We start from the raw sequence: 13,081 nt of genomic DNA, 5'->3' as shown, positions 1-13,081 counted from the left end.
CAGCCCCTGGCGGGTGATGGAGAACGGCGATGGCGCGGACCGACAGCCATTCCGAAACCGGGTGCCCGGGCACGCCCCCGCGGCGCTGGCGGCTCGCTCTCGCCCTTGCCGTTCCCGCTCTCGCCTGCATCCTCTCGGCCGCCCCGGCCGACGCGCAATCCGGCTTGGAACGCGGCCGCGGATACGGGGCCGGCACGCCGCCGCAACGGGCGATGGGGAATTACGGCGGACAGCGCCAGCCGCACCGCATCCCCCGCGGCTATGGCGGGCGCGGCCCGATGCACGGCACGGGCACGGGCACGGGCATGGGCCAGGGCCAGGGCATGGGCGGCTACGGATCGGGAGGGCGCCACGGCCCGACCGGCGGCGTCCGGTTTCCCGGCCGGGTCGGAGGCTACGACGATGCCGGCCCGTACGGGCGCCCGCCCCGCTATCCGCCCCCGAGGCCGCCGGGCGGCCGCCATCCCTACCCCTATCCGGGCAGGCCCGGCCCGTGGATCGGGTATCCGCCTCCGATGGGCTATCCCCCTCCCTACCGGCCGCCGGTCTACGCCGAGGAGCCGGAGGGGCCTGCCTATGCCCGCCCGCGGCGGCCTGGGGCGCAGCCGCAGCGCGCGGTCTCCGCTCCTGGCAGGCCGCCATCGGGCCGTCGCCCGCCCGCGCGGCAGGCGCCGATCCCCCCTCCCCCGCCGGCGGCGGCGGTCCTGCGAAGCTTCGTCGACCGCGAGGTGCTGGTCGAAGCCGCGGGCACGCTCGACGAGGCCGCGATCGGTCGCCTGGCGGCACGGCACGGGCTGACGCGCCTCGCCTCGCAGCCGCTCGTCCTGACGGGCACCACCATCCACCGCTTCCGGGTGAACGGCCGCCGCAGCGTCGATCAGGCGGTCGCGGCGCTCGGCGCCGATGCTCAGATCCTCTCCGCCCAGCGCAACCACGTCTACCGCCTCACCCAGCGCGAGGACGGCATCGCCTCCTCGCCTCCGGGCCGGACCTATCCGCTGGCGCCGAACCAATATGCCGCGGCGAAGCTTCATCTGTCGGAGGCGCACCGGCTGGCCACCGGCGAGGGCATCCTCGTCGCGGTGATCGATTCCGGCGTCGACACGGCGCATCCGGAACTCCAGGGCGCGATCGGGGCGAGCGAGACCACCCTGTCCTCGGAGGCCCGGCCAGACCTGCACGGCACCGGGATCGCCGCCGTGATCGCGGCCCGTTCGCAATTGATGGGCGTCGCGCCGGGAACGCGGCTCCTCGCCATCCGGGCCTTCGCGCCCGCTTCCGGCCGGGCGCAGGCCGAGGGCACCTCCTACGACATCGTCCGCGCGCTCGACATCGCGGCGCGATCGGGCGCGCGCGTCGTCAATATGAGCTTCGCCGGGCCGGCCGACCGGCTGATGGCACGCGGGCTCGCCGGGGGCCTGCAGCGCGGCATGGTCTTCGTCGCCGCGGCCGGCAATGGCGGCCCCTCCGCCCCCGCCGCCTATCCGGCCGCCGAGCCCGGCGTGATCGCCGTCACGGCGACCGATCTCGAGGACAAGCTCTACGCAGCCGCCAATCGAGGCCCCTATGTGGGCATGGCCGCTCCGGGGGTCGACATCCTCGTGGCGGCGCCGGGCGGGGCCTATGGCACCACCTCCGGGACCTCCGTCGCCGCCGCCCATGTCAGCGGCATCGTCGCCCTGATGCTCCAGCGCGACGGACAGCTCACGCCGGCCGCCGTGCGCGAGCGCCTGGCCTCCGAGGCGACCGATCTCGGCCCGGCCGGCCCCGACCCCGATTTCGGAGCCGGCCTCGTCGACGCCTATGCCGCGCTCGGCGGCCGCGCCGCGGCGCCGGCACCGGCCGGCACGCCTCCTCCTCCTCCTCCGCCGCCGGCGAGCGAGACACCGAAACCCGTCGCCTCGGCCGCGCCGCCCACGCCTGCGGCCCCGTCGCAGCCTCCTCCGCCGCCATCCGATTCCGCGCCATCGACGGAGGCCTCCCCGCCGCCGCTTCCATCACAGCCCTGACGGCGCCGGGCCTACCCTCCCCCCGCTTGCGGTGGGGGGGGCGGGGGGGGGGGGCGTCGACGAGAACACTCCCGGCCTTCCGGCAGGCTGAGCCGCCCCCCACCCGGCTCGCGCTTCGCGCGAGTCCGCCCTCCCCACCGCTGCGCGGGGGGAGGGTTGGTGCAGGCGGCCACGGACAGCGTATGCGGATACGGAGACCGGCCCATCGCCCGCACCACGCCCGTTCTTGACATCCGGGCTCGCCGCGGACTAAAGCCCGGGCTGAAATCGATACGAGTGAGCCTTTGAGCCGCCGCCCGGAATGGGGCCAGCCATGCTGGTTTCGCCGGAGGTCAACGCCCGACAGCGCGATGCGCCCTCGGGCGTCGTCGGCGTTTGGGCATGGCTCGGCGATGATCGCTGGAGGGTCCCGCCATGGGCGAGACGTTGCGCATCGAGGATGCGGTGAACGAGACCTGTCCGTGGTCGGGCAAGCCCGTCGCGGCGGATTCGCTCACGCGCTACAAGGGCGCCGTGGTCGGGTTCTGCAATCCCGGCTGCCGCGACAAGTTCGAGAAGGCGGTCGCTCATTTCGAGGCCGCCCTCGCGGGCCGTCGCATGGAAGCCTCGATGGGCGGGGCTACGGAATGACGGGACACCCGTCCGAGTAGAACGATGTTCGAAGGCCTTTCCGAAAGACTCTCGTCGATCCTCGACGGTCTGACGCGCCGCGGCGCCCTGACCGAGGAGGACGTCAACGCCGCGCTCCGCGAGGTTCGGCGCGCCTTGCTCGAGGCCGACGTCGCGCTCGAGGTGGTGCGCAGCTTCACCGACAAGGTGCGCAGCCAGGCCGTCGGCGCGAATGTCGTCAAGTCGGTCACGCCCGGCCAGATGGTCGTCAAGATCGTCAACGACCAGCTCGTCGAGATGCTGGGCTCGGACGCCCAGACGATCGATCTCAACGCCGTCCCGCCGGTGCCGATCCTGATGGTCGGCCTCCAGGGGTCCGGCAAGACGACCAGCACCGCCAAGATCGCCAAGCGCCTCACCGACAAGAGCGGCCGGCGCGTCCTCATGGCCTCGCTCGACACGCGCCGCCCGGCGGCGATGGAGCAGCTCGCCATCCTCGGCAAGCAGGTCGGCGTCGAGACCCTGCCGATCGTCGCCGGCCAGTCCGCCGTCCAGATCGCCCGCCGCGCCATGGATGCCGCCCGGCTCGGCGGCTTCGACGTCGTCATGCTCGACACCGCCGGCCGCGTCACGGTCGACGAGGCGCTGATGACGGAGGCGGCCGAGGTCAAGAAGGCGACCGACGCGCACGAGGTGCTGCTCGTCGCCGATGCCCTGACCGGTCAGGATGCCGTCCACACGGCGCGCGCCTTCGACGGGCGCATCGGCATCACCGGCATCGTGCTCACCCGCATGGACGGCGACGCCCGCGGCGGCGCCGCGCTCTCGATGCGCGCCGTCACCGGCCGGCCGATCAAGCTCGTCGGCACGGGCGAGAAGGTCGACGCGCTGGAGGAGTTCCATCCGGCCCGCGTCGCCAACCGCATCCTCGGCATGGGCGACGTCGTCTCCCTCGTCGAGCGCGCCGCCGAGACCATCGACGCCGAGAAGGCGGCGAAGATGGCCGAGAAGATGCGGAAGGGGAAGTTCGATCTGGACGACCTTTCGGAGCAGCTCGGCCAGGTCGAGAAGATGGGCGGCATGGGCGGCCTGATGGGCATGCTGCCCGGCGTCGCCAAGATGAAGCAGCAGATTTCGCAATCGGGCATGGCCGACGGGATGGTGAAGCGCCAGCGCGCCATCATCTCCTCGATGACCAAGGCGGAGCGGGCCAATCCGGACCTGCTCAAGGCCTCGCGCAAGAAGCGCATCGCGGCAGGCTCCGGCACCAAGGTCGAAGAGGTCAACAAGCTCCTCAAGATGCATCGCGGCATGGCCGACGTCATGAAGATGATGGGCGGCGGCAAGGCTAAGGGCGTCGGCGGCATGCTCGGCCGCATGATGGGGATCGGCGGCGGCGGGATGGGCGGCATGCCCCAGCCGACCCCGGAGCAGATCGAAGCGATGAAGGCCCAGATGGGCAAGGGCGGCGGGCTCCCCGGCGGCATGCCGTCCCTGCCGCCAGGCCTCGGCGGACCGGGGATGCCCAAGCTTCCCGGTCTCGGCGGGCCGAAGATGCCCGGCCTCGGCGGCGGCTTCCCGTTCGGGGGCAAGAAGAAGTGACGGCCGGCTCGGCCCGGGACCTGCCGCTCGAGACGTTCGAGCGGCGGCTGGACGCGGCGGATCTCGACGCGCTGCAGCGCCTCGTCGGCCTGCGCGTCCGGAGCATCGCGGCCGACCATTTGGACCTTCGCCTCGACGAGGGTCTTGCCGGCGCCCGCTCGCTCGCCTTTCCGCTCGGCGGGGCGGCGCATGACTTCGTCAACGTCACGAGCGACTGGATCCAGCTCCCGCACGACGACGTCCACCTGCTCCGCAGCGCCGTGACGACGACACCCTGGAACATCCCCGTCGGCGAGCCGAACCGAAACGGGGCGCGCGGCACCGGGCCGTGCTCCTGGCTCCAGATCGACGCGTTCGGGCCGATCTCCGCGATCGAGATCGTGTCCTACGAGATCGAGGACGACCTCCTCGACGCCCAAGGCGAAGCCATCGCGCGCGAGGCGGTCCTCTACGACCGCGCCCTGCGCTTCCGCTTCGCCTCGGGCCGGGTGCTGACGCTCAGCACCCATCACAATTCGATTCTCGGCGAGATCGAAATCCGGACGGACGAGGGCATCGGCTCATGTGAGCCGCATGGCCGCGCCAGCGTCCGTCACACCCTGCACTGATGATTTAGGAGAAGACCATGTCCCTCAAGATCCGTCTCACCCGCGGCGGCGCCAAGAAGCGCCCCTATTACCGCATCGTCGTGGCCGATGCCCGCGCTCCGCGCGACGGCCGCTTCATCGACAAGGTCGGCAGCTACGACCCGATGAAGTCCAAGGACGATCCGAGCCGCGTCGTGCTCGAGGCCGAAAAGATCCAGGATTGGCTGACCAAGGGCGCCCAGCCCACCGACCGCGTCCTGCGCTTCCTCGACGCCGCCGGCCTCGCCAAGCGCCCGGCCCGCAACAACCCGAACAAGGCCAAGCCCGGCGAGAAGGCCACCGAGCGCGCCGAGAACAAGGCCAAGATGGCCGAGCTCAAGGCCGCGGTCGTCGAGGTCGGCGGATCGGCCGAGTAAGCGGTGTTGCGCGGGGGACGAAAAGCTCCGGGGCGCGGCCACGCCGCTCCCCGGCCCGATCGCCCGCGCGATCCGAAGCCTCCCGCCGGTCCCGCGCGGCCTCGGCACGCGCAGACGGGCGGATCGCCGCCGGCACCGGCGCAGCCGCTGCCCCCGAACCTCGTTGTCCTCGGCGAGTTCGGGCGTCCGCACGGGCTCGCCGGCGAGTTGCGTCTGAAATCCTTCACCGACGAGCCGAAGGCGGTCGGGAGCTACGGGCCGCTCACCGGCTCCGACGGGCGGAGCTATGTGCTCACCCATCTGCGCCAGGCGGCGGGCGACCAGCCCGACCTTCTCGTCGTCCGTGTCGAAGGCGTCACCTCGCGCGAGGCGGCCGAGGCATTGACCCGGATCCGCCTCCACGTGCCGCGCGAGACGCTCGGGCAGCCGGAGGAGGACGAGTTCTTCCTCACGGACCTCGTCGGCCTCGCGGTCGAAGGCCCGGACGGGTTCGCGGGCCGCGTCGTCGCCGTGCCGGATTACGGCGGGGGCGAATTGCTCGAGATTGCGGTCGAGGGGCGCCGCCGCACCGAACTCCTCCCCTTCACCAAGGCCTTCGTGCCCGTGGTGGATATCGCCGGCGGCCGGCTCGCGATCGCCCCTCCCGAGGGCTGGCTCGACGAGCCCACGGATGAGGGCTGAGCCGCGCCTGCGCCTCGCCCGGAGCGAGGATCTTCCCGCCATCATGGCGATGCTCGCCGACGACATCCTGGGGCGGGAGCGGGAAGGCGGTGCCGACGCGGCGGTCGCGGACGCCTTCGACGAGATCGCACGCGATCCGAAATCGGCGATCTGGGTGGTGGAGCTGGACGGGAGCGTCGTCGGCTGCGCCCAACTGACCTGCCTGCCGGGCCTCGCCCGCCGCGCCATGCGACGCGGCCTCGTCGAATCCGTGCGGATCGCGTCGGATCGGCGCGGCCTCGGTCTCGGACACTGGTTCATGCGCGCGCTGATCGAGAAGGCGCGCGAGGCCGGATGCGGCGTCGTGCAGCTGACGAGCGACAAGCGCCGCACGGACGCCCACCGCTTCTACGATCGTCTCGGCTTCGTCCGGAGCCACGAGGGCTTCAAGCTGATGCTGGAGTGACCGCGCGGAGCTCGTCCGGTCACGGGGTCCTCCTGCCCCAGCCGGCCGCGACCTCCGCCGCCACCGCGGCGACCGTCTCGGCGAGGAACGGCGTCGGGCCGGACGGCCAGCTCGCGACGAAGACGAGATCGGGCATTTCGAGCTCGACCTCGACCGGCGCGAGGCTGCCATCGGTGATCTCCCGGGCCGCGATCGAGGTCGGCACCGCCGCGATGCCGAGCCCGTCGACGGCCATCCGGATGACGGTCGCGAGCGAGGCGCTGGCATGGATGCGCGGGCGCGGCTCGATCCCCGCGATCGCCGCCGTCAGATCCGCATAGGGCCGCGTCGGGCGCGAGAAGGTGATGAGCGTCCGGTCGGCGAGGTCGGCCCGCCGATACGAGCGGCGCGCGAAGCCCGGCGCCGCCAGGAACGCCACCGGAAACCGGCACAGCGGCAGGTTCCGCACGTCGCTATGCGTGACCTCGCCGAGGACGAAGGCGAGATCGATCTGGCGTGCGAGAAGCCGCTCGGTCAGGCTCGGCGTGACATCCACCTCGATCTCGATGGCCAGGGCCGGATAGGAGCGGGCGACGCGCTCGAGGAAGCGCGGCAGCCACGTATGGACGATCGTCTCGGCGACCCCGAGCCGGAGCGAACCCCGCGTCGCGTCGCTGTCGCCGACCTCCTCCCGGAGGGCCGCGACGCTGCCGAGGACGCGCTCGGCGCCGCCGAGGAGGACGCGGCCGCGTTCCGTCAGGACGACGCCCGTCCGGGAGCGCTCCAGGAGCCTGACGCCGAGGTCGCGCTCGAGCTGGGCGATGCGCTGCGACACGGCCGGCTGGGTCGTGTTGAGACGCGCCGCCGCGCCCCGGAAGCTGCCGAGATTGGCCACCCAGACGAAGACCTCGAGCGATCGGAAATCCAACGGCGAGTCCCCGTCCGGCAAAAGCACGGCCATCACGACGGGCCGAGCGTGATAAGCAGACGTTATCACGCTCGATCGAAAATCGCGATTGGACAAGAGCAAGCAGGCGCGCCAGTGTCAGCGTTACGAACGGAGGCCCTCATGGCCAGGTCGAACGCGCTCAGACAGCCATCCGCTGCACCGCAGGACGTCTCGAACCCGCTCGGCGCCCGTCTCGCCATCCGCGAGGGCAGCCATACCGGGCCGACCGCCGGGATGGCCCCGGGCTGCGTCCAGGGCAACCTCGTGATCCTGCCCAAGTACGACGCCGCCGACTTCCTGCGCTTCGCCGTCGCCAATCCGAAGCCCTGCCCGATCATCGCCGTGTCCGAGCCCGGCGATCCGCATCTCGCGGCGATCGGCAGCGATCTCGACATCCGCACGGACGTGCCGCGCTACGTCGTCTGGAAGGACGGCCGGAAGACCGAGGAACCGGCCGACATCACGCCCCATTGGCGGGACGATCTCGTGACCTTCGTGATCGGCTGCTCCTATTCCTTCGAGCAGGCCCTGATCGAGGACGGCATCGAGATCCGCCACATCACCGAAGGCTGCGCGGTGCCGATGTACCGCACCAGCATCCCGACGACGCCCGCCGGCCCGTTCCATGGCCCGCTGGTCGTCTCGATGCGCCCGATGACGCCCGCCAACGCCATCCGCGCCGTCCAGATCACCGGACGGCTCCCCGGCGTGCACGGCGCTCCCGTCCATCTCGGCCGACCCGACCTGATCGGCATCGCCGATCTCGCCAAGCCGGATTACGGCGACGCCGTCAGCATCCGGGACGACGAGATCCCGGTCTTCTGGGCCTGCGGCGTGACCCCGCAATCGGTCATCGCCACCAGCCGGCCCCGGTTTTGCATCACCCATTATCCGGGCAGCATGATCGTCACCGATCTGTCGAACGCCCGTCTGTCCGTAAGTTGAGGGTGCCATTCGACGCAGAACTTGGCAGATTGCCCAGGAACGGATGACAATAAAGGCGTCCGCAAAGGGGGCCTGACCATAGGAAGGGGAACTCGATGCTGTCACGTCGCGAATTCGCCGGAGGCGCCGCCGCCTTGGCGACGGCCCTGTCCACCGGAGCCCGTGCCCAGGCCCCGCAGGAGGTCAAGATCGGGGCCCTCTACCCCCTCTCGGGCGCCAGCGCCCAGATCGGCAACGACGCCAAGACGGCCTTCGAGACGGCCGTCGACATCATCAACAACGCCCATCCGGAGCTCGACCTTCCGCTCGGCAAGGAGCCCGGTCTTCCCGGGCTCGGCGGCGCCAAGATCCGCGTCATCTACGCCGACCATCAGGGCGACCCGCAGAAGGGCCGCGCCGAGGCCGAGCGCCTCATCACGCAGGAAAAGGTCACGGCCCTCGTCGGCACCTACCAGAGCGCCGTCGCGGCGACGGTCAGCCAGACGGCCGAACGCTACGGCGTGCCCTTCCTGTCCGCCGACAACTCTTCGCCGAGCCTGCATCGCCGCGGCCTGAAATACTTCTTCCGCGCGGCCGCGCATGACGAGATGTTCTCGGCCATCATGTTCGACTTCCTCGATTCCCTGAAGAAGAAGGGGCAGAAGGTCGAGACGCTCGCGCTCTTCTACGAGGACACGATCTTCGGCACGGATTCCTCGAACGTGCAGCGCAAGCTCGCCGGCGAGCGCGGCTACAAGCTCGTCGCCGACATCAAATACCGCGCCAACTCGCCCTCGCTCACGGCCGAGGTGCAGCAGCTCAAGGCGGCCAATGCCGACGTGCTGCTGCCGTCCAGCTACACCACCGACAGCATCCTCCTCGTCAAAACGATGGGCGAACTCGGCTACAAGCCCAAGGCGATCCTCGCCCAGGCGGCGGGCTTCTCCGAGCAGACCTTCGTCGACGCCGTCGGCAAGCAGGTCGAGAACTACATCACCCGCGGCTCGTTCTCGCTCGACCTCGCCCGGAAGCGGCCGACCGTCGGCAAGGTCAACGAGATGTTCAAGGCGAAGTCGGGCCGGGACCTGAACGACAACACGGCGCGCGAATTCATGGCGCTGCTGCTTCTCGCCGAGGCGATCGATCGCGCCAAGTCGACCGACGGCGCGAAGATCCGCGAAGCCCTGGCGACCACCAACATCCCCGGCGAGAAGACCATCATGCCGTGGAAGAAGGTGGGCTACGCCGAGACCGGGCAGAACAACGACGCCGATCCGGTTCTCCTCCAATATACCGGCGGCAAGTTCCTGACGATCTTCCCCGAACAGGCCGCCGTCGCGGAAGCCGTCTGGCCGATGTCGAAATCCTGAAGACGGCCGGCGCCGGGCTCGAATGAGACGGCGCCGTTCGATGATCGCGCAGCGGCGGGCCGGAAGGCTCGCCCGCTGCCCCCGTGCCGCGGCTCGCATGCGCAGCGGCACGGCTCGACCTCGTCCGGCTTGGCGGAGAGGCAGGCGGAAGGTGACATGACCGCTCAAATCTTCCTTCAGATCGTCGCCTCGGGCCTGCTCATGGGCCTGATCTACGCGCTGATCGCCGTCGGGCTCTCGCTCATCTTCGGGCTGATGGACGTCGTGAACTTCGCCCATGGCGAGTTCATGATGCTCGCGATGTACGCCGTCTTCGGCGCCGTCGTCATCATCGGCATCGATCCCCTGATGGCCATGCCGCTCGCCGTCGCCGCGCTCTTCGTCGTCGGCGCGACGGCCTATCTCGGCGTCGTGCAGCACGCCATGCGCGCCAAGGCCAATATCGGCATGGTGCAGATCTTCGCGACCTTCGGCCTCGCCGTGCTGATCCGGGGCGTGTCGCAGTTCCTGTTCACCTCCGACTACCGGAACGTCCCCGCCGAACGGAACCTCCTCGGCGGCAAGACGATCGAGCTGGGCGGCGTCTTCCTGCCCCTGCCGCAGCTCGTCGGCGCGGGGATCTCGGTCCTCGCCTTCGTCGGGCTGTGGCTGCTCATCACCCGCACCGATTTCGGCAAGGCGCTCGAGGCGACGCGCGAGGATGCCGGGGCGGTGGCGCTGGTCGGCATCGACAAGAACCGCGTCTTCACGCTGGGCTGGGGGCTCGGCGCCTCGCTCGTCGGGCTCGCGGGCGCCATCCTCGCGATCTTCTACTACATCCACCCCGACGTCGCGGCGCCCTTCGCGCTCATCGCCTACGTCACCGTCGCGCTCGGCGGGTTCGGCTCGGTCTTCGGAGCCCTCGTCGCGGGCATCATGGTGGGGCTCGCCGAGGCTCTCACGGCCACCATCCTGCCGCCGGCCCTCAAGTCGGTCGGCATCTACGCCCTGTATCTCGGGGTGCTCTTCATCCGGCCCAAGGGCCTGTTCGGATCGCTCTGATGGCCAGCCAAGCGCTCTCCGCTCCGCTCGCGGCGACGACCGCCGCCCATGACGGGCGCCGCCGCCGTGAGTTGATCGCCTTCGCGATCCTGCTCGCCGCCTTCGCCGTGCTCCCCCATCTCGTCAAGGACGTCTACGCCCAGAACGTCATCGTCCTGACGCTGATGTACGCGGCGCTCTCGCAGAGCTGGAACATCCTCGGCGGCTATTGCGGCCAGATCTCGCTCGGCCACGCGCTCTATTTCGGCACCGGCGCCTACGCGACGTCCCTGCTCTACACGAAGTTCGGCGTCATCCCCTGGTTCGGCATGATCGTCGGCGGTGTCATCGCCGCCGCCATCGCACTCGTCCTCGGCTATCAGCTCTTCCGCCTGGCCGGGCACTACTTCGCCATCGCGACGATCGTGATCGCGGAAGCGGGCCTGCTCCTCGTCCATAACTGGGACTGGGCCGGCGCCGCGACGGGCATCCAATGGCCCTTCGTGCCGGATAGCTGGCTGACCTTCCAGTTCGGCCGGGACAAGCTGCCCTACATCTACTTCGCGCTCGGCCTCTTCGCCGCGACCTGGCTCGTCACCTTCGCCATCGAGGGGTCGCGCTGGGGTTATTGGTGGCGGGCCGTGAAGGACAACGCGGACGCGGCCGAGAGCCTCGGCGTCAAGATCTTCAAGTCCAAGATGGCCGCCGCCGCCGTCTCGGCCTTCTTCACCGCCGTCGGCGGCGCGTTCTACGCCTGTTTCGTGCAGTACATCGATCCCGACAGCGTCATGGCCTTCAAGTTCTCGCTGCTGATGGCGCTCCCGGCCGTGCTCGGGGGGATCGGCACGCTCTGGGGCCCGGTCGTCGGCGCGGTCATCCTGATCCCGCTGATGGAGACGACGAGCTCCTATCTCGGCGGCACCGGACGGGGCATCGATCTCATCGTCTACGGCCTCCTCGTCATGGTCGTCGCGCTGGCCCGGCCCGAAGGCATCGTGAGCCTGTTCAGCCGCAGGAAGGCCCCCAAGGCATGAACGCCCCGCTTCTCCAGGTCGATGACGTCTCGCGCCGCTTCGGCGGGCTCGCGGCGGTCAGCAACGTCTCCTTCGAGGTCGGACGCGGCGAGATCGTCGGGCTGATCGGCCCGAACGGCGCCGGCAAGTCGACCCTGTTCAACCTGATCGCCGGGGCGCTGCCGCCGTCGAGCGGCCGCATCCTGTTCGAGGGCGAGGACGTCACCGCGCTCGCCGCCCCCGACCGCTGCCGACGGGGGATCGGACGCACCTTCCAGGTGGTCAAGAGCTTCGATTCGATGAGCGTGCTCGACAACGTGGTCGTTGGGGCTCTCGTGCGTCATCCGCACGCCGCCGCGGCCCGGCGCAAGGCGGCCGAGGTTCTGGATTTCGCCGGCCTCGCCCCCCGCGCCGCCTCACCCGCCGGAGACCTGACGCCGCCCGAGAAGCGACGCCTCGAAGTCGCCCGCGCGCTCGCGACGGAACCGAAGCTGCTCCTCCTCGACGAGGTCATGACGGGCCTGACCCCGGCCGAAGCGCAGAAGGGGGTCGAGCTCGTCCGCAAGGTCCGGGAGACCGGCGTCACCGTGCTCATGGTCGAGCATGTGATGGAAATCGTGATGCCGCTCGTCGACCGGGCGTTCGTGCTGCATCTCGGGCGCGAACTCGCCCATGGCAAGCCCGCGGACGTCGCGGCCGATCCCGGCGTCATCTCGGCCTATCTGGGAGACCGCCGCCGTGCTTCTTGAGGTCCGAGACCTGACGACCGCCTATCAGGGCCTCGTCGCGATCCACGGCATCTCGCTCGACGTGAAGGCGGGCGAGATCGTGGCCGTGGCCGGCGCGAACGGCGCGGGGAAATCGACGCTGCTGAAGACCATCGCCGGCGCCGAGCGCTCCCGCTCCGGGACCGTGACGTTCGACGGCAGGCGGATCGAAGGGGAGCCCGGCCATCTCATCACGAAGGCCGGCATCGCCTATGTGCCGGAGAACAGGCGTCTCTTCCCGCGCCTGTCGGTGCGCGACAATCTTCGGCTCGGCTCCTACCTCTTCCGCGGTAAGGCGGACCGCGAGGAACCGCTGACGGGCGTGTTCAAGCTCTTCCCCCGGCTCGAAGAGCGCCTGCCCCAGAGGGCGGAGACGCTGTCGGGGGGCGAACAGCAGATGCTAGCCATCTCGCGCGCCCTGATGACGCGACCTCGCCTCCTCATGCTGGACGAGCCGTCCCAGGGGATCGCGCCGAAGCTCGTCGACGAAATCTTCGACGCCGTCGTCGCGATCCGAGAGGCCGGGACGACCGTGCTCATCGTCGAGCAGCGCCTGTCCGAAGTCCTCGCCATCGCCGATCGGGGCTATGTGCTGCAGACCGGCCGCGTCGTGATCACCGGCTCCGCGCAGGAAATCCTCGATCACACCGACGTGCGGAAAGCCTATCTCGGCGTCTAGGTCCGCGGCCCGTCAAGCGAGCGAGAGCAGC

General features: G+C 70.4%; 14 protein-coding genes. 13 read left to right on the top strand and 1 reads right to left on the bottom strand.

Annotation, left to right across the window (positions count from 1 at the left end):
• Positions 1–29: 29 nt before the first annotated feature.
• The 7 genes from EV668_RS18035 (at position 30) to EV668_RS18005 (ending at position 6,349) form a co-directional block, all read left to right on the top strand.
• On the top strand, positions 30–2,009 hold the full coding sequence (locus EV668_RS18035) for a S8 family peptidase (RefSeq protein ID WP_133772646.1): 1,980 nt from the start codon (positions 30–32) through the stop codon (positions 2,007–2,009).
• A gap of 414 nt (positions 2,010–2,423) precedes the next feature.
• Positions 2,424–2,639, top strand: coding sequence for an eL24 family ribosomal protein (locus tag EV668_RS18030; protein WP_133772644.1), 216 nt, complete (start codon positions 2,424–2,426; stop codon positions 2,637–2,639).
• Between the two features lie 24 nt (positions 2,640–2,663).
• Positions 2,664–4,220, top strand: a complete 1,557-nt coding sequence (ffh, locus tag EV668_RS18025) for a signal recognition particle protein (protein ID WP_133772642.1) — start codon at positions 2,664–2,666, stop codon at positions 4,218–4,220.
• Positions 4,217–4,828 (top strand): hypothetical protein, encoded by a 612-nt coding sequence (locus EV668_RS18020; protein ID WP_133772641.1) that lies wholly within the window; start codon positions 4,217–4,219, stop codon positions 4,826–4,828. Before ffh ends, EV668_RS18020 begins: the two co-directional genes overlap by 4 nt.
• 17 nt (positions 4,829–4,845) lie before the next feature.
• Complete coding sequence (rpsP, locus tag EV668_RS18015) at positions 4,846–5,223, top strand: 30S ribosomal protein S16 (protein ID WP_133772639.1); 378 nt, start codon at positions 4,846–4,848, stop codon at positions 5,221–5,223.
• Between the two features lie 6 nt (positions 5,224–5,229).
• Positions 5,230–5,904 (top strand): ribosome maturation factor RimM, encoded by a 675-nt coding sequence (gene rimM, locus EV668_RS18010; RefSeq protein WP_208111573.1) that lies wholly within the window; start codon positions 5,230–5,232, stop codon positions 5,902–5,904.
• Entirely contained in the window at positions 5,894–6,349 is a 456-nt protein-coding gene (locus EV668_RS18005; RefSeq protein ID WP_133772637.1) for a GNAT family N-acetyltransferase, read from the top strand. The genes rimM and EV668_RS18005 overlap by 11 nt, the downstream gene beginning before the upstream one ends.
• 19 nt (positions 6,350–6,368) lie before the next feature.
• Here the strand turns inward: EV668_RS18005 and EV668_RS18000 are convergent, their stop codons facing one another.
• Positions 6,369–7,256 carry a LysR family transcriptional regulator gene (locus tag EV668_RS18000; RefSeq protein WP_245513293.1) on the bottom strand — a complete coding sequence of 296 codons (888 nt, stop codon included), beginning with the start codon at positions 7,254–7,256 and terminating at the stop codon, positions 6,369–6,371.
• A gap of 141 nt (positions 7,257–7,397) precedes the next feature.
• Between EV668_RS18000 and EV668_RS17995 the strand changes: the two genes are divergently transcribed.
• From EV668_RS17995 to EV668_RS17970, 6 genes are all read left to right on the top strand, one after another.
• The gene (locus EV668_RS17995; protein ID WP_133772633.1) at positions 7,398–8,222 is read left to right on the top strand and encodes a putative hydro-lyase; all 825 of its coding nucleotides are present in this window, start codon (positions 7,398–7,400) and stop codon (positions 8,220–8,222) included.
• Positions 8,223–8,317: 95 nt separating this feature from the next.
• Positions 8,318–9,571, top strand: a complete 1,254-nt coding sequence (locus EV668_RS17990) for an ABC transporter substrate-binding protein (protein WP_133772631.1) — start codon at positions 8,318–8,320, stop codon at positions 9,569–9,571.
• 156 nt (positions 9,572–9,727) lie between these two features.
• Complete coding sequence (locus EV668_RS17985) at positions 9,728–10,612, top strand: branched-chain amino acid ABC transporter permease (RefSeq protein WP_133772629.1); 885 nt, start codon at positions 9,728–9,730, stop codon at positions 10,610–10,612.
• Positions 10,612–11,625, top strand: coding sequence for a branched-chain amino acid ABC transporter permease (locus EV668_RS17980; RefSeq protein WP_133772627.1), 1,014 nt, complete (start codon positions 10,612–10,614; stop codon positions 11,623–11,625). The genes EV668_RS17985 and EV668_RS17980 overlap by 1 nt, the downstream gene beginning before the upstream one ends.
• Positions 11,622–12,353 carry an ABC transporter ATP-binding protein gene (locus EV668_RS17975; protein WP_133772625.1) on the top strand — a complete coding sequence of 244 codons (732 nt, stop codon included), beginning with the start codon at positions 11,622–11,624 and terminating at the stop codon, positions 12,351–12,353. The genes EV668_RS17980 and EV668_RS17975 overlap by 4 nt, the downstream gene beginning before the upstream one ends.
• A complete protein-coding gene (locus tag EV668_RS17970; protein ID WP_245513291.1) occupies positions 12,343–13,050 on the top strand; it encodes an ABC transporter ATP-binding protein in 708 nt (235 codons plus the stop codon). The genes EV668_RS17975 and EV668_RS17970 overlap by 11 nt, the downstream gene beginning before the upstream one ends.
• Positions 13,051–13,081: the final 31 nt, after the last annotated feature.

The organism is Enterovirga rhinocerotis (genome assembly GCF_004363955.1).
GTDB classification, from domain to species: Bacteria; Pseudomonadota; Alphaproteobacteria; order Rhizobiales; family Beijerinckiaceae; genus Enterovirga; species Enterovirga rhinocerotis.
Note: the sequence above shows the minus strand (reverse complement) of the source record. Positions and strands in the feature narration are given on the sequence as shown.